Raw genomic sequence first — 21,594 nt, 5'->3', positions numbered from 1 at the left:
CTTGATGGATGCACAGATCGGTGGAGAAGTCGGTACTCACCTGCGGGCTGTGCTCGATCAGGTTCAGCTCACTGAGCGAACGCTCCCCCGACTCGCTCATTTGCCCGAGCAAGCGCTGCAGATACCCGGCCAGTTGCACCACGCTGTGCGCGGCAAAGCTTTCGCACTGGTAGCTGAAGTGCATCGACAATTCGTCGCTCAAGTGCACCAGCAGCGTCAGCGGGTAGTTGGTCTGCTCATGATTGTGGATTTCACCGAAGCGCAGTTCTTGCGGTGCGCCCTGCGCCAGGGCCTCGGACACCGGGTAGTTCTCGAACACCAGAATGTTGTCGAACAGCGCCTCACCGTTGCGCTCGGCCCAACGCTGAATGTCGAACAGCGGCGTGTGCTCATGCTCACGCAAGGCCAGGTTCTGCGCCTGCACGCTCTGCAACCATTCGCCAACGCTCGATGGCGACTGCGGGCTGGCGATGACCGGCAAGGTGTTGATGAACAGGCCGATCTGCTGCTCGACCCCTTTGAGCTCGGCCGGGCGCCCCGCCACCGTCGCGCCGAACGCCACACACGGCTGGCCGGTCAGGCGCTGCAACAGCAGCAGCCATGCCGCCTGAATCAGCGTGTTGAGGGTGACTTTCTGCTGGCGCGCAAACTCGCCCAGACGCCGCGTCTGCTCAGCATCGAGTACGCAGAAATGTTCACCGTGGCCGTCGCGCGGTGCATCGCCGCGCTGCGCCTGCAACGCTTGCGCGAGCAAGGTCGGCGCTTGCAGGTCAGCCAGTTGCCCGGTCCAGAAACGCTCGCTGGCCTGCGCGTCCTGGCGCTGCAGCCATTCGATGTAATCGCGATAACGCCCGGCCAGTGGCGGCTGGGCAACCCCGCTGTAGCGCTGCAGGACTTCGCCGAGCAACTGCGAGTTGCTCCAGCCGTCCATCAGGATGTGGTGGTTGGTGTAGACCAAGTGGCAACGCTGCTCGTCCAGACGCACCACGACCATGCGCAACAGCGGCCCCTGGCTCAGGTCGAAACCCTGCGCCTGTTCGGCTGTGGCCAGCGCATGCAGATCGCTCTGACAATCGTCACGATCACGCCAGTCGAGCACGCGGAACGGCATGTCCAGTTGCTTGTGCACCACTTGCACTGGACGCGCCAGTTCACCCTGCCAGACAAAGCTGCTGCGCAGGATGTCGTGGTTGTCCACCGCCGCTTGCCAGGCCTGCTGAAAGCGTTGCGGATCGAGGCCTTCGACATCGAGCCGAACCTGGTTGATGTAATCGCCGGTGGCCTGCTCGTAAAGGCTGTGAAACAACATGCCCTGCTGCATCGCCGACAGCGGATACACATCGGCGACCTGGCGTGGCGCCAGCGGGAACTGATCGAGCTGCGCCTGCGTCAGGCCAGCCAACGGGAAGTCCGACGGGGTCAGACCTTCGACGCCCGGGGTCAGGCAATGGCCGATCAACGCTGCGAGTTCTGCGGCGTAATCTTCCGCCAGGGCTTCGATCACCGCGCCGTCGAAACGCTCGCTGCTGAACGTCCAGCCCACCCGCAGCTCGCCGCCATACACTTGACCGTTGAGGGTCAACCAGTTGCCCAGCGGCGCCTCCGGGCTCTGATCGAGGCCGGCGTTGTCCGGCGACGGCACGAACAGCGCAGCGTCATCGCCGGCGAAACTGCCGTCGAACTGCCCGAGGTAGTTGAAGGTGATGCGCGGGCTCGGCAAGGCCTGCAGGCTCTGTTGCGCGCGGGCATCACCGAGGTAACGCAAGGCGCCGAAACCGATGCCCTTGTTGGGGATCGAGCGCAGTTGTTCCTTGATCTGCTTGATCGACTCGCCAAGCGTCTCTGCCGGCGTCAGGCGCACCGGGAACAGGCTGGTGAACCAGCCCACCGTGCGGGTCAGATCGACACCGTCGAACAGTTCTTCGCGGCCATGGCCTTCGAGCTGGATCAGCGTCGACGCCTGCCCGCTCCAACGGCCGATGACCCGCGCCAGCGCAGTCAGCAACAGATCGTTGACCTGAGTACGGTACGCCGCCGGGGCCTCTTGCAGCAGTTGGCGGGTCAGCTCGGCGCCGAGCCGGGTTTGTACGGTCTGGGCCAGACGATTGTCCTGACTGGCGTCAACGCGTTTGCACGGCAGATCGGTACTTACATCGCTCAGGCAGGCCTGCCAATAATCCAGTTCGGCCTGCAACGCCGGGCTGTTGGCGTAACGCTGCAAATGCTCGCCCCAGTCCTTGAAGGCGCTGGTCCGGGACGGCAGGCTCAACGGCTGATCATTCAGCAATTGCTGATAAGCGTTTTGCAGGTCTTCCAGCAGAATCCGCCACGACACGCCGTCCACCGCCAGGTGATGAATCACCAACTGCAAACGCTGCGTGCCATCGGCCAGATTCGCCAGTACCGCACGCAGCAACGGCCCTTGTTGCAGATCGAGACTGCGCTGGGCGCGGTTACCCAAGGCTTCAAGGGCGGCGGCATCGGCCACGTCCTCCTGCCAGAGCAGGTTCTGCGGCAGCGCTTCGACCGCGCGGTGCTCGGCCTGCCACACGCCATCGTGCTGAGTGAAGCTCAGGCGCAAGGCATCGTGATGAGCGACCAGTGCGCGCAACACTTGCTCGAGTTTTTCAGCGTCCAGCGCCTGCCGCGGTTGCAGCAGCACCGACTGGTTCCAGTGGTGACGCTGCGGAATTTGGTCGGCGAAGAACTGCTGCTGGATCGGCAGCAGCAACGCCGCACCACTCGCGGCTTGCTGATCAATCGTCGATTCGTCGCCGCCCCACTGCGCGACCAGCGCCAGACGCTGCACGGTCTGGTGCTGGAACAAGTCTTTGGGATTGAGGCGAATGCCGGCCTGACGGGCACGGCTGACCACCTGAATCGAGATGATCGAGTCACCGCCCAATTCGAAGAAGTTGTCGTGGATGCCGACTTGCGGCAGCTTCAGTACGTCTTGCCAGATCGCGGCCAGCCCCTGCTCCATCGCGCTTTGCGGCGCCTGATAGGTCTGCTGCGCCTGGCTGGCGTCCGGTGACGGCAAGGCATTGCGGTTGAGTTTGCCGTTGGCGGTCAACGGCAATTGCGCCAGCAGCAACAGGTGCGCCGGGACCATGTGATCCGGCAGATTGGCCTTGAGTTCGGCGCGCACGCTGTCGCGCCACAGCGCCTGTTCGGCCGGGCTTGCGTCGAGCAGCGCGGCATCGCCTGGCACCAGATACGCGACCAGTTGCTGACCGCTAAGGCCCGGCTGCGCCAGCACCACGGCCTGGCGCACCGCAGCCTGTTCCAGCAGCTGCGCTTCGATCTCGCCGAGTTCGATACGGAACCCGCGAATCTTCACCTGATGGTCGATCCGCCCGATGTATTCGATCACGCCGTCGGCGCGGTAGCGCGCCAGGTCACCGGTACGGTACAGACGCCCGCCATCGGCGGCGAACGGGTCGGGAATAAAGCGCAGGCTGGTCAGATCCGCACGGTTCAGGTAACCGCGAGCCAGGCCGGCACGACCGACGTACAGCTCACCGATGCAACCTTTGGCGACCGGATTCAGATCTCCGTCGAGCAAGTACCAGGACAGGTCGGGAATCGGTTCGCCGATCGGGCTGCTGGCATCACGCTGCAAGTCGGCCAGCGAAATCGGCCGGTAGGTCACGTGCACGGTGGTTTCGGTGATGCCGTACATGTTGATCAGTTGCGGTGCCTGATCGCCGAAGCGCTCGAACCACGGACGCAGGCTCTTGACCTCCAGCGCCTCGCCGCCGAACACCACGTAACGCAGCGCCAGTGCTTGCGTCGCGTGTTCGGGGGCACAGGCCACTTGCATCAATTGCTTGAACGCCGACGGCGTCTGGTTCAGAACGGTGACGCCTTCGCGGCAAAGCAAGGCGAAGAAATCTTCCGGCGAGCGGCTGACCTCGTAAGGCACCACCAGCAGTTTGCCGCCGTACAGCAGCGCCCCGAAAATCTCCCACACCGAGAAATCGAACGCGTAGGAATGGAACAGGCTCCAGACATCCGCGGCGCCGAAATCGAACCACGCATCGGTGGCCTCAAACAGGCGCAGCACGTTGCGATGGGCCAGCAACGTGCCCTTCGGCTGCCCGGTAGAACCGGAGGTGTAGATCACGTAAGCCAGGTTGTCCGGGCTCATGCGCACCTGCGGATTACTGTCGCTGTAGCCTTCCAGACCGTCACGTTCCTGATCAAGCATCAGGCTGCGCAACGAATCCGGCACCGGCAAACGCCCAATCAGATGACTCTGGGTCAGCAGCAAGGCGATGCCGCTGTCGCCGATCATGTAGCTCAGGCGTTCTTCCGGGTACGTCGGGTCCAGCGGCACATAGGCGCCGCCGGCCTTGAGAATCGCCAGTAGGCCGACCAGCATGTCGAGGCTGCGCTCCACCGCCAGACCGACGCGCACGTCCGGGCCGACACCGCTGGCAATCAGCTTGTGGGCCAACTGGTTGGCGCGGCTGTTGAGTTCGCCGTAGCTCAGGGACTGCCCGGCACAGCTCACGGCAATCGCTTGCGGGGCGCGGGCGGCTTGTTGTTCGATCAATTGATGCAAGCACTGCTTGCTCGGGAAATCGCGGATGGCCGGGTTCCACTGCTGCAAGGTCGCCGCGCGTTCGGCGGCGTCATGCAGCGGCAGTTCGGCGATGCGTTGAGCGCTGTCGGCAACGATGCCTTGCAGCAGATGGGTCCAGTGTTGCGCCAGGCGTTCGATGGTCTCGAGGTCGAACAGGTCGGTGGCATAGGTCAGCTCGGCCCAGACGTTGTCGCTCGATTCAAAGGTGTTCAGGGTCAGGTCGAACTGCGCGGTACTGGACGCCCAAGGCAAGCCTTCAATCGCCAGTTTTGGCAGACGCGTGGCACCCTGCGCCTGACGCACCTGGCTCTGGTGGTTGTGCATCACTTGGAACAATGGGCTGTGGCTGAGGCTGCGCTCCGGTTGCAGCGCGTCGACCAGTTGCTCGAACGGCAGATCCTGATGCGCCTGCGCACCCAGCACCGTATTTTTCACTTGCTGCAGCAGGCTGCGGAACGTCTGCTGACTGTCGAACTCGGCCTTGAGTACCTGGGTGTTAACGAAGAAACCGATCAGGCCTTCGGTCTCGACCCGGTTGCGGTTGGCCACCGGCACCCCGACGCGGATATCGGCCTGACCGCTGTAGCGATGCAGCAGGGTCTGGAACGACGCCAGCAACAGCGCAAACAGCGTGACGTTTTCGCGTTGCGCCAGGTGCTTGAGCGCGGTGGCCAGTTCGAGGCTCAGCGGGATATCACGACGGGCGCCACGATAGCTCTGCTCGGCTGGACGCGGCCGGTCGGTCGGCAACTCCAGCAGCGGTTGATCACCATCGCCGAGTTGTGCGGTCCAATAGCTCAATTGCCGCTCGCGTTCACCGGCGTCCATCCACTGTTTCTGCCACACGGCGTAGTCGGCGTATTGCACCGGCAGCGCCGGCAATTGCACGCTCTGGCCCTGGCTGTAGGCGGCATACAACGCCACCAGCTCATCGACCATGACATTCATCGACCAGCCATCGGAGACGATGTGATGCAAGGTGATGACCAGCGCGTGGTCATCGGCGGCCAGACGCAGCAGTTTGACCCGCAGCAACGGGCCTTGCTGCAGATTGAACAGGTGCAGGGTTTCGGCGGCGACCAGCGCTTGCAGCGCCGCCTCGTCGAGATCCGCTGCCACGTCCTGCACCTGCAGATCAAGCGTGCCATGAGCCTGGATCACTTGCAGGGTCTGCCCCTGTTGTTCGACGAAGCAGGTGCGCAGCGATTCGTGGCGTTCGATCAGCGCGTCGAAGCTGCGCTGCAACGCTGGCAAATCCAGCTCACCGCTCAGACGCAATGCCGCCGGCACGTGATAAGCGGTGCTGGTCGGTTCCAGTTGCCAGAGGAACCACTGACGCTCCTGGGCATAGGACAGCGCCAGCGGTTGCTGGCGTGGCAAGGCAACAATCGGCGGCTCCCGATGCGCCTGATCGACACCCAGCGCGGCGACGAAGTCTTCCAGCGTGCTGTGTTCGAACAACGTGCGCAGCGGCACTTGAACGTTCAGCGCCTGACGTACGCGCGAGACCACTTGCGTGACCAGCAACGAGTGGCCGCCCAGTTCAAAGAAATTGTCACTCAGGCCTACGCGATCGAGCTTGAGCACCGCCTGCCAGATCTCGGCGACGCTGTGCTGAGTGGCGGTCTGCGGGGCGATGTAAGTCGATTGCAGCTGGCTGGCGTCAGGTGCCGGCAAGGCTTTGCGGTCGACTTTGCCGTTCGGCGTCAGCGGCAGCTGCGCGAGGAACAACAGGTGCGCCGGCACCATGTATTCCGGCAGCTCGGCCTTGAGGCTGGCTTTCAATGCGGCGCGCAGTTCGCCTTCATCAAAAGCGTCAGCGGTCGGCACCACATAGCCGACCAGTTGCGGGCCGGTCGGACCGTCCTGCGCAACCACCACTGTTTCGCGCACGCTGTCGAGGGCGAGCAAACGCGCTTCGATCTCGCCGAGTTCAATCCGGAAACCACGGATTTTCACCTGATGGTCGATCCGCCCGATGTACTCGATCACGCCTTCGGCGCGGTAACGGGTCAGGTCGCCGGTGCGGTACAGACGCGCGCCGGTTTTCGAAAAGGGATCAGGGACAAAGCGTTCGGCAGTCAGGCTCGGGCGCTGGAAGTAACCACGAGCGAGGCCGTCGCCGCCGATCAGCAGTTCCCCCGGGGCGCCGAGCGGATTGAGCTCCAGGTCGCTGCCGAGGATATACAACGCGGTGTTGTCGATCGGCGTGCCGAGGAATGGACGGCTGCTATCCGCACTCAAGGCGTGCTGCGCCGACCAGATAGTGGTTTCGGTCGGGCCGTAGAGGTTCCACACGCTCGGCGTCAGTGCGAGCATGCGTTGCGCCAGTTCCTGCGACAGCGCTTCACCACCACAGAGGAACGTGCGGCCCGCCAGGATTGGCGCCTGTTCATTGTCCAGCAGCAGGCGCCAGGTCGAGGGCGTGGCTTGCAGCGCCGTCACGGCGTGACGCGCGATCAGTTCGAGCACCGCTTGCGGGTCTTGATGCACGTCCTTGCCAGTCAGCACCACACAGGCACCGGCCAGCAATGGGCCGTAGATTTCCAGGCCGAAAATATCGAACGAAAAGGTGGTCAGCGACAGCATGCGATCGGCGGCACAAATGCCCGGCTGTTCGATCATGCTCGCGACAAAATTACTCAGCGCCGCGTGGCGCACCATCACGCCTTTCGGTTTGCCGGTGGAACCGGAGGTGTAGATCGTGTAGGCCAGATGCTCGCCATTGACTGCCACGTCCGGCGCGGTCTGTGGATAAGCCGCCAGCCACTCGTGTGGTTGATCCAGCAACAGCGTTTGCACGCCCTGCGGGATCGGCAGCTGCGCCTGCAAATGGCTTTGGGTCAGCAGCAATGGCAGGCCGCTGTCCTCGATCATGTAGGCCAGGCGATCCTGTGGATACGCCGGGTCCAGCGGCACATAAGCACCGCCGGCCTTGAGGATCGCCAGCAGGCCGACGATCATTTCCACACTGCGTTCGACGGCGATGCCGACCAATTGATCCGGGCCGACACCGGCCTCGATCAGCTTGTGCGCCAGTTGACTGGAGCGGGCATCCAGCTCGCCGTAGCTCAGCACGTCTTCGCCGATGATCAGTGCAGTGGCCTGCGGCGTTTGCTGCGCACGCCGGGAGAAATCCTGCTGCACACATTCGGCTTGCGCAGTGCGGTCGGCGCTGCGCAACCAGTCCTGCAACAGCACGCCGTGTTCGGCGCTTTCCAGCAACGGCAATTCGCCGACGCGCTGGCTCGGTGCGGCGACGATACCGCGCAGCAGGTTCTGCCAGTGACGTGCCAGACGCTCGACGGTTTCAGCTTTGAACAGATCGGTGGCGTAGGTCAGCTCGGCGGCAAAGCCGTCGCTGGACTCGTAAGTATTCAGCGTCAGGTCGAACTGCGCGGTGCGCCCTTCCCACTGCACATCCTCGACACTCAACTGCGGCAACTGCGCCGCGTTGCGGCCCTGGTCACGGCTGGTCTGGTGGTTGAACATCACCTGGAACACCGGACTGTGGCTCAGGCTGCGCTCCGGTTGCAAAGCTTCGATCAGTTGCTCGAACGGCAGATCCTGATGCGCCTGCGCGTCCATCGCCGCCTGCTTGACCTGAGCCAGCAACTGGTTGAACGGCAGTTGCCCGCTGACCTCGGCACTCAGCACCTGCGTGTTGACGAAGAAGCCGATCAGGCCTTCGGTCTCGACCCGGTTACGGTTGGCGGTCGGCACCCCGACGCGAATCTGCGCCTGTCCGCTATAGCGATGCAGCAACGCCTGGAACGACGCCAGCAGCAGCATGAACAGGCTCGCACCTTCGCGCTGCGCCAGCTGTTTGAGGGCGTCACCGAGGTCAGCCGGCAGGTTCAGTTCCAGCCGCGCACCGCGCAGGCTTTGCACGGCCGGACGCGGGAAATCGATCGGCAGCTCCAGCACCGGCTGCTCGCCGCCCAGGGTCTTGACCCAGTAGGCCAACTGGCGCTCACGCTCGCCCGCTTCCAGCCAGTGCCGCTGCCAGATCGCGTAGTCGGCGTACTGTATTTCCAGTTCCGGCAGGCTCAGCGGCTGCCCGGCGGTGTCGGCGCCGTAATGCTGAATCAGCTCGTTGACCAGGACTTTGATCGACCAGCCATCGGAGATGATGTGGTGCTGGATCAGCACCAGTACATGATCGTCCGGTGCCACTTCGAGCAGCGCCACCCGCAGCAGCGGGCCCTGCTGCAAATTGAACGGGCGTGCGGTTTCGCTCTCGACAAAGGCCTTGATCGCGGCGTCTTCCCCGGCGGCATCGAGGCCCTCCGGCAATGGCGTCAGGCTGATGCTCAGCGGCAGCTGCGGGTGAATTACCTGGCAAAAGCTTTCGCCTTGCTCGGCGAAGGTGGTGCGCAAACTTTCGTGACGCGCCGCCACGGCGTTGAAGCTGCGCTCCAGCGCCGCCACATCCAGCCGCCCCTTGAGGCGCAGGGCACTGGGGATGTGATACGCGGTGCTGTGCGGGTCCATTTGCCAGAGGAACAGTTGACGTTCCTGAGCGTACGACAGAGGAATCGCCGCAAACCCGGAACGTGTTTCCGGGATCGGCAGGTTGGCCGGAGAGACGCCCTCTTCGAGCATCTTTTCCAGGTACAGCTTACGTTTGTCCAGCGGCAGAGTGATAAAGCGCTTGGCTACCCTCAAAGCAACACTCTTGTCCATCAGACTTCCTCCATATCGTCAAGCAGGGCTTCCAGCTTGCTCAGTTTCTGTTCGTTGATTGCCCCGCCTCCTGTATCGAGTCGAGCGACAAAATCGCTCAGGACGGGGTGCTGGAATAACAGTTGCGGGGTCAGCGTCAGGCCCAGTTCAAGGGCCATGCGCGACACCACGTTGACCGCCAGCAGCGAGTGCCCGCCGAGTTCGAAGAAGTGATCGTTCAGACCGATGCGTTGCACTTCGAGCACTTGCTGCCAGATCGCCGCGACCTGCTGCTCAAGCTCACTGTGCGGCGCGACATACGCGGCCTGCATCTGGCTGGCATCGACCGCCGGCAGGGCCTTGCGGTCGAGTTTGCCGTTGGGGGTCAGTGGCAACTGCTCAAGGAACAGCAGGTGCGCGGGAATCATGTAGTCAGGTAACGAAGACTTGAGGCCAGTCTTTAGTCCCTCGCGCAGTTGGCGCTGCGCGTCCCCGTCGTGCATCTCCAGTTGCGGGGCGACCACATACGCCACCAGTTGCGCGCCGGTATCGCTCTCGACGGCCAGCACCGCCGCCTCGGTGACTGCCGGTTGCGCGAGCAATCGCGCCTCGATCTCCCCCAGTTCGATGCGGAATCCACGAATTTTCACCTGATGGTCAATCCGGCCCATGTACTCCAGCTCGCCCTCCTCGCGCTCTCGAATCAGGTCGCCGGTGCGGTACATGCGCTCGCCGCTGCCGACGAAAGGATTCGGTACGAAGCGCTCGGCGGTCATCGCCGCACGCCCCAGATAACCGCGCGTGATACCGGCGCCGGACAGGTACAGCTCGGCCGAAACGCCTTGCGGCACCGCGTGCAGATCGGCATCCAGCAGATGACTGGCGCTGTAATCGAGCGCACGACCAATCCGCGCCTGGCCACCAGCACTGCGGCGGGTCCAGGTCGAGTAAGTGGTGTCTTCCGACGGGCCGTACAGGTCGTAAACGTGCTCGACCGTCGACTGCTGATACAGCGCCTCCACCAGCGCTTGTTTCAGCGGTTCACCCGCCAGATTGATGATGCGCACGCTCGGTGAAATCTGCCCGGCACGCTGTAGCGCAGCAATCGCCGACGGCACAGTGTTGATCAGGCGCACCTGATCGCGGGCCGGCAGTTGCGCCAGCTCCAGCGCATTTCGCGCAATGATCAGCGAGCCGCCGTTGGCGAGAGTGACAAACAGCTCCCAGACCGACAGGTCGAAGCACACCGACGTCGAGGCCAGCACGCCTTGTATGTCATCACGGCTGTAGACCTTGGCCGACCAGTCGATCAGCGCCATGACGTTGCGATGGGCAATGGCTACGCCTTTCGGTTTGCCGGTGGAGCCGGAGGTGTAGATCACGTAGGCGAGGTTGCCCGGTTGCACTTTGGTGTGTGGTGCAACAGCCGAATAGCCGCTTAGCGAAACCTGATCCATCAGCAGCACTTGCGTATCGCCCGGCACGCTCAGGGTCGCTGCAACCGCCTGCTCGGTGAGCAACACCCGCGCCCGGCTGTCTTCAAGCATGTAAGCCACGCGATCCGCCGGGTAGTCCGGGTCGAGCGGCACGTAAGCGCCACCAGCCTTGAGCACCGCAAGCAAGGCAATCAGCAACTGCTCGGAACGCGGCATCGCCACGCCCACGCGCACTTCCGGGCCGACGCCCAACTCAAGCAGTTTGTGCGCCAGACGGTTGGCCTGCGCGTCCAATTCTCCGTAGCTCAGTTGCATATGGGCGAAGGTCACCGCCAGGGCATCCGGGGTCACCGCCACTTGATGGGCGATGGCTTGATGGATGCACTGCTCGGTAACGAAATCGCTGTTCACTTGCGGGCCGTGTTCAATCAGGTTCAGTTCACTGAGCGAACGTTCCCCGCCATCCGCCATCTGGCTGAGCAGACGCTGCAGATGCGCGCCCAACTGCGCCACGCTGGCCGCAGCGAAGCTGTCGCGCTGATAACTGAAATGCACCGACAGTTGCGCGCCCATGTTCACCAGCAGGGTCAGCGGATAGTTGGTCTGCTCCTGATTGGCCACCGCGCCGAAGCGCAGACCTTGCGGCGCACCGCGTTCCAGTGCTTCGCCGATCGGGTAGTTCTCGAACACCATCAGGCTGTCGAACAGCGCGTCACCGCCCTGCCCGGCCCAGCGCTGAATATCCGCCAGCGGCGTGTGTTCGAACTCGCGCGAGGCGAGGTTCTGCGCCTGCACCGCTTGCAGCCAGGCGATCACGCTCTGCTGCGCGGGCGGCGCGGCGATCACCGGCAGCGTGTTGATGAAAAGACCGATCTGCGCTTCGGCGCCCGGCAGATCCGCCGGGCGCCCGGCGACGGTGGCACCAAACGCCACGCAATCCTTGCCGGTGTAGCGCTGCAACAGCAGCAGCCACGCCGCTTGCACCACGGTGTTGACGGTGACTTTCGCGGCCCGGGCAAACTCGCCCAGGCGCTGGCTCAGCTCAGCGTCCAGCACCTGGTAATGATCGCCATAACCCACGCTCGGCAAACCGGCGTGCGGCCGCGCGATGGCATTGGCCAGGCGCGTCGGTTCCTGCAGATTGCCCAGCGTCGCCAGCCAGTAGGCTTGCGCCGCCGCGCCATCCTGACGTTGCAGCCAGGCGATGTAATCACGGTAGCGACCCGCGCCACGGGCGACCGCTTCGCCGCTGTAATGCTGCAACACTTCACCGAGCAACTGCGCGCTGCTCCAGCCGTCCATCAGGATGTGATGGTTGGTGTAGATCAGGTGATAACGCTCGGCTGCAGTGCGCACCAGCACCAGGCGCATCAGCGGCGCACAACTCAGGTCCAGACCCAGTGCGCGCTCCTCATCGGCGAGGGTTTGCAGCGCTGCCTCCAGATCAGTCCTGCCGTGCCAGTCGAGCACGCTGAACGGCACCTCGACCTGACGTTGCACCACTTGCACCGGTTGCGGCAGATCGCCTTGCCAGAAGAAGCCGCTGCGCAGGATGTCGTGGGCATCTACCGCCGCCTGCCACGCCGCGCGGAAGCGTTGCGGATCGACGCCGTCGACGTCCAGGCGCATCTGGTTGATGTAGTCGCCATTGCCGTGTTCGAGCAAGGTGTGGAACAGCATGCCCTGCTGCATCGGCGACAGCGGATAAATGTCGTCGATGCCTTGCGGCTCCAGCACCAGCGCATCCAGTTGCGCTTGCGACAGTTGCGCCAGCGGGAAGTCCGACGGCGTCACGCCACGGTTGGCACTGTCGCAGCAGTGGCCGATCAGCGTGGTCAGTTCCTGCACATAGTCGTCGGCCAGACGCTGGATGGTGGCGGTGTCGAACATCGCGCCGCTGTAGGTCCAGCTCAGGTCCAGCTCACCGCCGAATACCTTGCTGTTGAGCGCCAGCGGATTGCCCAGCGGCCCTTGCAGATTGACCTCTGCGCCGCCGGACTCGCTGGTCGGCACGAACAGGGCATCGCTGGCAGCGTCGAAGCTGCCATCGAACTGGCCGAGGTAGTTGAAGGTCAGGCGCGGCGCCGGCAAGGCTTGCAGGGTGGCACGCGCCGATTCATCACCGAGGTACGCGAGTGCGCCGAAGCCGATGCCCTTGTGGGGAATCGCCCGCAGCTGTTCCTTGATCTGCTTGAGCGACGCGCCGAGTTCGGCGGCCGGTGCCAGGCGTGCCGGGAATACGCTGGTGAACCAGCCCACGGTGCGGGTCAGATCGATGTGTTCGAACAGGTCTTCGCGACCATGGCCCTCAAGCAATACCAGCGCATTGTCGTCACCGGTCCAGCGCACCAGCACCCGCGCCAGCGCGGTCAGCAACAGATCGTTGACCTGGGTGCGATAGGCCTGTGGCGCATCCTGCAGGAGTTGACGGGTCAGGGCCTTGTCCAGTTTGCTACGGATCGTCAGCGCCTGATCGTGTTGCTGCCCACCGTTCGGATGATCGTAAGGCAAAGCCGCCGAAGCGCCCTGCAACTGCTGCTGCCAGAAGCCCAGCTCGGCCTGCAACGCAGGCGTTGTGGCGTAGTCCTGCAACGCTGCCGCCCAGGCTTTGACCGCACTGGTCTTGGCCGGCAACTGCACGGCGTTACCGGCGAGAATCTGCCGGTAAGCACGTTGCAAATCTTCAAACAGAATCCGCCACGACACGCCATCGACCACCAGGTGATGGACGATCAGCAGCAGGCGCTGACTGCCATCAGCCAGGTTCGCCAGCACCGCGCGGATCAGCGAACCGCCGCTCAGTTGCAGGCTGCGCTGGGCCTTGTTGCCCAGTGCCTCAAGGGCGGCGAGATCAGCGACCTCGACTTGCCAGAGAATGGTTTCCCCCGCTTGCGTGGCGACGTCGCGGTAGTGCGCCGACCAACCCGTGGCCTGCTCGACAAAGTCCAGACGCAAGCTGTCGTGCTGAACCACCAACGCATCCAGCGCTTGCTCCAGTACCTGAGCGTCCAGTGCCTGAGTCGGCTTGAGCATCACCGACTGGTTCCAGTGGTGACGGTCGGGAATCGCCTCGGCAAAAAATGCCTGATGAATCGGCAGCAGCGCGGTTTTGCCGGTTTGCGCATGCTGATCGATGGGCTGCACGGCTTCGCCGGTCTGCGCCACCGTGGCCAGGGCCTGAATGGTCTGGTGCTGGAACAGGTCTTTGGGGCTGAAGCGAATCCCGGCCTGCCGCGCCCGGCTGACCACTTGAATCGAGATGATCGAGTCGCCACCCAGTTCGAAGAAGTTGTCGCTGACGCCGACCTGCTCAAGCTTGAGCACGTCTTGCCAGATCGCCGCCAGTTGCTGCTCCAGCGCCGTCTGTGGCGCGAGGTAGGTCTGTTGCAGTTGGCTGACGTCCGGTTTTGGCAGGTTCTTGCGATCGAGCTTGCCGTTCGGCGTCAGCGGCATGCGCTCAAGACGCAGGACATACGCCGGCACCATGTGCGCCGGCAGGCTGGCCTTGAGCTGCGCGCGCAGGTCTTCGGTGAAGCCGTCACGGGCCGAATCGCCGACCACGTAGGCCACCAGACGCTTGCCACTGCCGGCACTGCCTTCCTGCGCCACGACCACCGCTTCACGCACGCCGTCGAGGGCTTGCAGCGCCGCTTCGACTTCGCCCAGTTCGATACGGAACCCACGAATCTTCACCTGATTGTCGATGCGATCCAGATAGTCGAACGTGCCGTCGACGCGCTGGCGCACCAGGTCACCGGTGCGATAAAGCAAGCCGCCATTTGCGCTGAACGGGTCGGCGACAAAACGCTCAGCAGTCAGCCCCGGACGGTTCAGATAACCCCGCGCCAACCCGGTACCACCGAGGTACAGCTCACCGGCCATGCCTTGTGGCAGCAGGTTCAGATCGGCGTCGAGCACGTAGGCGCTGCGGTCGCCGATCCGGCTGCCGATCGGCGCGTAAGCGGCACCGCATGGCTCTTCACGGCCAGCCTTCCAGATCAATGGCGTGACCACGGTTTCCGTCGGGCCGTAGCCGTTGATGATGTAGTCCGGATCGAGCGCGCGTTTGACCCGTTCGAAACTGGCGCTCGGCACCGCATCGCCGCCGAAGCAATAGATCCGCACCTTCGGCGGGCTGCCGACACGCTCGGCGTGTTCGGCCAGTTGTTGCAGGTACACCGGCGGGAACGCAACCACGCTCACGCGGTGTTCGATCATCGCGTTATAGGTCTGCTCCGGCGTCCACAGCGTGTCGTCGCGAATCAGCAGCGAAGCCCCGTGGGTCAGGCTGGTCAGCCAGCGTTCGTGGGCGCCGTCGAAGGCGAACGACATGAAGTGGAATTCGCAGTCGCTGTCGCGCATTTCGTAGCGCTGACCGATGGCTTGGCAATGCATCGCCAGTGGGCCGTGGGCAACGCTGACGCCTTTCGGATTGCCGGTAGAACCGGAGGTGTAGATCACGTACGCGAGGTTATGCGGATCGACTGGCACCTGTGGCGCCGTGATCGGCAATTCGCGCAGGTCGAGACGATCCAGCTCCAGCAACGGCACCGATTCGGCCACCGGCAATTGCGCCGATACCGACGAATCGCTGATCAGCAGCGCCAGCCCTGAATCCTCGATCAGATAGGCCAGGCGTTCACGCGGGTAACTGGTGTCCAGCGGCACATACGCACCGCCGGCCTTGAGCACCGCCAGCAGCGCGACGATCACCGCCTCGCTGCGCGGCAGGGCCACGCCGACCCGAGTCTCGGCGCCGACACCACGGGCGATCAGCGCGTGAGCCAGTTGATTGGCACGCTGCTCGATCTCGCCATAGCTGAAGTGCTGACCGTTGAAGATCACCGCGGTGCGCTGCGGACGCTCGGCCGCCAGCGCAGCAATGCGCTGATGCACAGCGATGTCCACCGGGTATGGCTGCGGCTGGTTTTCGGCTTGCTGGCGGGCATGCTCTTGCGCGCTGGCCAGAGCGATCTCACCGAGGTTGCGTTCGGCCGACAGCGCAAACTGCTCAAGCAATTGCAGCAGATGGGCACTGATGCCTTCGATCACCTCACCGGCAAACTGGCTGCGGTCAAAGCTGTAGTGCAACGCCAGTTGCTGACCGAGGGTGACCGCCACGCTCAGGGCGTAGTGGGTCTGCTCCAGGTTGCCGACATCACCGAATGTCAGGCCTTGCCCGGCCTGGCTCAGCGCCTGGGCGACCGGGTAGTTTTCGAACACCAGAATGTTGTCGAACAGCGCTTCCCCGCCCTGCCCGGCCCAGCGCTGGATATCCGCCAGCGGCGTGTGTTCGAAGTCGCGCAGGCTGAGGTTTTGTGCCTGCACCGCTTGCAGCCATTGGCCAACGCTTTGATCCGGACGCGGCGCGCCAATCACCGGCAAGGTGTTGATGAACAGGCCGACCTGTTGCTCGATGCCCGGCAAATCCGCCGGACGCCCGGCAACGGTCGCACCGAACGCCACCGCTTCGTGACCGGTGTAGCGTTGCAGCAACAGCAGCCACGCAGCTTGCACCAGGGTGTTGACGGTGACTTTCTGCTGGCGGGCAAACGCTTCCAGCGCCTGGGTGCGCGGCACGTCCAGGGTCAGGTAATGGTCGCCGTGACCACTGTCGCGCTCGCCGCCGGTAGCGGCGCGGGCCAGTCGGGTCGGCTCTTGCAGCGCGGCCAACTGAGCGTTCCAGAAGTCCTGACTGAGTTGCGCGTCCTGACGCTGCAGCCAGGCGATGTAGTCGCGATAACGTCCGCCACCATGGGCCGGGGTGCGACCGCTGTAGCGCTGCAAGACTTCGCCGAGCAACTGCGAGTTGCTCCAGCCGTCCATCAGGATGTGGTGATGGGTGTAGATCAGGTGCCATTGCTCGGCAGCGGTCTGCACCAGCACCAGACGCAGCAACGGTGCATGGCTCAGATCGAACCCTTGCTGACGCTCGGCATCGGCCAGCGCTGCGAGGGCTGCCGGCTGATCGTCGCGCTGACGCCAGTCGAGAACGCTGAACGGTAACTGCACCTGTTTGTGGACGATCTGCAGCGGTTGCGCCAGTTCGCCCTGCCAGACGAAACCGCTGCGCAGAATGTCCTGCGCAGCGACGGTGGCCTGCCACGCGGCGCGGAAACGCTCAGGGTCAAGACCTTGCACATCCACGCGCAACTGGTTGATGTATTCCCCCGCCGCTTGCTCGTAGAGGGTGTGGAACAGCAAACCCTGCTGCATCGGCGACAGTGGGTAGACATCATCGAGCTGACCGGCCGGCACCGGCAGCGCATCCAGTTGCGCCTGAGTCACCCGAGCCAGCGGGAAGTCCGAAGGCGTCGCTTGCGCAATGGGTAGCGTGCAGCAGTGTTCGATCAGCGCCTGCAATTCAATGGCGTATTGATCGACCAGGTGCTGCACCGTGGCGCTGTCGAACATCTCGCGGCTGAAGCCCCAGCTCATCGACAGTTCGCCGCCATACACCTGACCTTCCACGGTCAGCCAGTTGCCCAGAGGCGCCGACGGATCCTGCGCCACGCCGCTGGTTTCAACGGCCGGCACGAACAACGCCGCCTCGTCGAACTGGCGGTCGAACTGGCCGAGGTAGTTGAAGGTGATGCGCGGTTGCGGCAGCGCGGCCAGTTCGGCGCGCACCGACGGTGCGGCCAGATGCCGTAGAACGCCGTAACCCAGACCTTTGTCCGGCACCGCGCGCAGTTGCTCCTTGATCGCCTTGATCGAACCGTCGAGATCAGCGCTGGCGGTCAGGTTGACCGCGAACAGACTGGTGAACCAGCCCACGGTGCGGGTCAGGTCAATGTCATCGAACAGATCTTCGCGGCCATGCCCTTCCAGTTCGATCAACGTGCCCGGCTGCTGGCTCCAGCGGCTGATGGTGCGCGCCAGTGCGGTGAGCAACAGATCGTTGACCTGGGTGCGATAGGCGGCGGGCGCCTGTTGCAGCAACTGGCGGGTGCGCTCGGCGTCGAGGCGCCATTCGATTTTCTCGCCATGCAGGTTGTGCAGGCTGCCATCCGGGCGGTCGCACGGCAGATCCTTGGCACCCTGATGCTGGGCTTTCCAATAACCCAATTGCTCATCGAAACGCGACGCATCCTGCGCCAGACGCGCCGTCCAGCTCTGGAACGCGCTGGTCTTCGCCGGCAACTGAATGCCGCCACCCGCCGCCAGTTGCTCGTAAGCCTGCTGCAAATCTTCCAGCAGCACCCGCCAGGAAACGCCATCGACTGCGAGGTGATGAATGATCAGTGCCAGTCGTTGCGAGCCGTCGGCCACCGTCACCAGCAACGCGCGCAGCAGCGGGCCGTTTTGCAGGTCGAGGCTGCGCTGCGCTTCGTTGCATAGCGCCTGCAACTGTTCGGCAGATTCGGCATCGCGTTGCCACAGTTCAGCGCCTGTCAACAGCGGGCCGTGGCTTTGCTGCCAGCCTTCGCTGCCTTCCACAAAACGCAGGCGCAAGGCGTCGTGGTGATTGATCAGGTACGTCAGCGCCGCATCAAGCCATTGTGCGTTCAATGCCTCACGCGGGGTCAGCAGCAACGACTGGTTCCAGTGCTCGCGCACCGGCATCGCGCGGCTGAAGAAATCCTGCTGGATCGGCCCGAGCACGGCGTCGTCGGTCACCGGGCCCTGATCCACAGTGGACAGATGATCGTGGCTCGCGACCAGCGCCAGACTGCGCACCGTCTGGTACTGGAACAGGTCACGCGGGCTGATACGGATCCCGGCCTGTCGCGCACGGCTGACCACTTGAATCGAGATGATCGAATCGCCGCCCAGTTCGAAGAAGTTGTCTTCGAGGCCGACGCGTTCGAGGCCGAGCACAGCTTCCCAGATCGCCGCGAGGGCTTTTTGCATGGCGTCCTGTGGCGCCACGAATGCCTGTTGCGGCGCGGCATCCGGTTGTGGCAAGGCCTTGCGGTCGAGCTTGCCGTTGGCGGTGACCGGCAATTTGTCGAGGGTGATCAGGTAGGTCGGCACCATGAACTCCGGCAAACTGCCGAGCAGCCACGCCTTGACCTCTTGCTGCCACTGCTCGTCTGCCTGCGGGTTTTCCAGCACCAGATAAGCCACCAGATGCTTGCCGCCCTGCACCAGCACCACCGCCTCACGCACCAGCGAGTGCTGCATCAGGCGGGTCTCGATTTCGCCCAACTCAATGCGCAAACCGCGCAACTTAACCTGATGGTCGAGACGCCCGAGGTATTCGATCACGCCGTCGGCACGCTGCCGCACACGGTCGCCGGTGCGGTACAGGCGCGCGCCGTCATGGAACAGGCACGGCACAAAACGTTCGGCCGTCAGCGCCGGGCGCTGGTGATAACTGCGCGCCAGCCCGGCGCCGCCCAGATACAGCTCACCGGCGACACCGCTCGGCACCGGCAACAATTCGGCATCGAGGACATGGGTGCGCAGGTTGGCGATCGGCCGGCCGATCGGCACGCTGTCCGCGCCTTCATCGACACAGGTCCAGTGAGTGACGTCGATGGCCGCTTCGGTCGGGCCATACAAGTTGTAGAGGCTCGCGTTCGGCAGTTTGGCGAAGACTTGCAGCTGCGCATCCAGCGGCAACGCTTCACCGCTGCAGACAATCCGCTTGAGTCCGCTGCAGCTTTCCACGCCCGGTTCGTGGATGAACGCCTGCAACATCGACGGCACAAAGTGCAGCGTGCTGATGCTGTGACGGTTGATGCTATCGATCAGTTGCAGCGGATCACGGTGCGCACCCGGCGCGGCCACCACCAGCCGCGCGCCGGTCAGCAGCGGCCAGAAGAACTCCCACACCGACACGTCGAAACTGAACGGGGTTTTCTGCAGCACCGAATCACTGGCGTCCAGCGCATAGGCTTCCTGCATCCAGCACAAACGGTTGACCAGCGCCGCGTGGCTGTTGCCAGCGCCCTTCGGTTTGCCGGTGGAACCCGAGGTGTAAATCACGTAAGCCAGGTTCAGCGGATCAACGCTGACCTCCGGACGGCTATCGCTGTAACGGTCGAGCAGCCCCGGCTGATCCAGGGTGATGAGTTTCACGCCGTCAGTCGGCAGCGCTGCCAGCAGCGCCTGTTGCGTCAGCAGCAAGGTGATGCCGCTGTCCTCGATCATGTAGGCCAGACGCTCCTGCGGGTACTCCGGATCCAGCGGCACGTAGGCGCCGCCGGCCTTGAGAATCGCCAGCAGCGCGACGACCATTTCCACCGAACGCAGAGCGCAAACGCCGACCAGACTGTCCGCCTGCACACCTTGTTCGCGCAGCAGATGCGCCAGGCGATTGGCCCGGGCATCCAGTTCGGCGTAACTCAGGGTCTGCTCGCCGAACACCAGTGCCGATGCCTGCGGCGTACGCGCGACCTGCGCTTCGATCAGATGATGAATCGGCGTGTCGCTCGGGTACTGCGCATGGACGTTGTTCCAGTCGTGCACCAGCATGCGCTGCTCGTCTGCCTCCAGCAGCGGCAACTCACCAATGCGCTGCGACGGATCAGCGACCATCGCCGTCAGCAAGCGCAGCCAGTGCCGCGCCATGCGTTCGATGGTCGGTGCATCGAACAGGTCGCTGGCGTAGGTCAGGGCGGCGTGCAGCTTGCCGCCCTTCTCCCAGGTGTCCAGCGTCAGGTCGAACTGGGTGGTGCGGCTCTGCCAGTCGAGGCTGTCGAGTTGCAGGCCGGATGCGGTGCTGATGGTGGCGATATCGGCGACGTGCGGCTGATGGTTGTACATCACCTGGAACAGCGGTGTGTGGCTGAGGCTGCGTTCCAGCTTCAGCGCTTCGACCAGTTGCTCGAACGGCAGATCCTGATGCGCCTGGGCACCGAGCGCGGTTTCCTTGACCGCCCGCAGCAGTTCATCGACCCGGGTCTGGCCGTGCAGCTGCGTGCGCAGCACTTGGGTGTTGACGAAGAAGCCGATCAGGCCCTCAATCTCGCCGCGATTGCGGTTGGCGATCGGCACGCCGACACGCAGATCGGTCTGCCCGGTGTAACGGTGCAGCAGCGCATTGAAAGCGCCGAGCAGGAACATGAACACGGTGACCTGATGTTGTTGCGCGGTGCTACGCAGTTGCTCGGCGAGTTGCCCGTCGACCGCAAACTCGTAACGAGTGCCGCGATAGCTCGGCATCGCCGGGCGCGAATGATCCAGTGGCAGCTCCAGCACCGGGTGTTCGTCGCCCAGTTGCGCTTGCCAATAGTCGAGCTGGCGCGCCTGCTCACCGGCCTCCAGCCAGCGGCGTTGCCACAGCGCATAGTCGCTGTACTGGATCGGCAGTGGCGGCAATTGCGGCGCCTGCCCGGCGTCGAACGCGTCGTAGCAACGGATGAATTCGTCGATCAACACGTTCATCGACCAGCCATCGGAGACGATGTGGTGCAGGGTCAGCAGCAGCACGTGTTCCTGCTCGGCGAGCTTGAGCAAGGTCACTCGCAGCAACGGGCCGACCGCCAGATCAAATGGCAGCACCGACTGCTGTTCGGCGGCGCGGATCACCGCCTGCTCGCGCTCGCTGGCCGGCAATGCGCTGAAGTCTTCCCGGTTAATCAGCAGCGGCGCGGTGGCTGGCACTTGCAGCAGGCTGTCATCGGCCTGGCGCTGGAACACCGTACGCAGGGTTTCGTGACGCTCCACGAGGCTGGTGAAGGCTTGCTCCAGCGCCGCCAGGTTCAGCCGCCCGTTGAGCCGCACCGCACCGGGCAGGTTGTAGGCGCCGCTCTGCGGGTCGAGTTGCCACAGGAACCACATGCGGCGCTGCGCGTAAGACAGCGCCTGACGATCCTCGGCTGCGATGCCGGCCGGTATCGGGAACCGCGCGAAATCCACGCCCTCCTTGTGCAGGGCCGCGAGGAACATCTGGCGCTTTTCCAGGGGCAACCCGATAAACCGGCGAGCAAGTTTCAAGGAGTCTTCAGCATTCAT

Annotated in this window: 2 protein-coding genes (1 of these 2 only partly in view); both read right to left on the bottom strand. The window is 63.9% G+C overall.

What is annotated here, in order from left to right; all coding sequences use genetic code 11:
• Window positions 1–9,274: the 5' portion of a non-ribosomal peptide synthetase gene (locus CRO59_RS12615; protein ID WP_097087679.1), read on the bottom strand. The gene continues 5,720 nt to the left of window position 1, outside the view; only the first 9,274 of its 14,994 coding nucleotides appear in the window; the start codon lies at window positions 9,272–9,274; its stop codon lies beyond the left edge, outside the window.
• Complete coding sequence (locus tag CRO59_RS12610; RefSeq protein WP_097087677.1) at window positions 9,274–21,594, bottom strand: non-ribosomal peptide synthetase; 12,321 nt, start codon at window positions 21,592–21,594, stop codon at window positions 9,274–9,276. The genes CRO59_RS12615 and CRO59_RS12610 overlap by 1 nt, the downstream gene beginning before the upstream one ends.

It is taken from the genome of Pseudomonas sp. LAMO17WK12:I5, from assembly GCF_900215165.1.
Taxonomy (GTDB): Bacteria; Pseudomonadota; Gammaproteobacteria; order Pseudomonadales; family Pseudomonadaceae; genus Aquipseudomonas; species Aquipseudomonas putida_A.
This window is presented reverse-complemented; position numbering and strand designations above follow the sequence as displayed.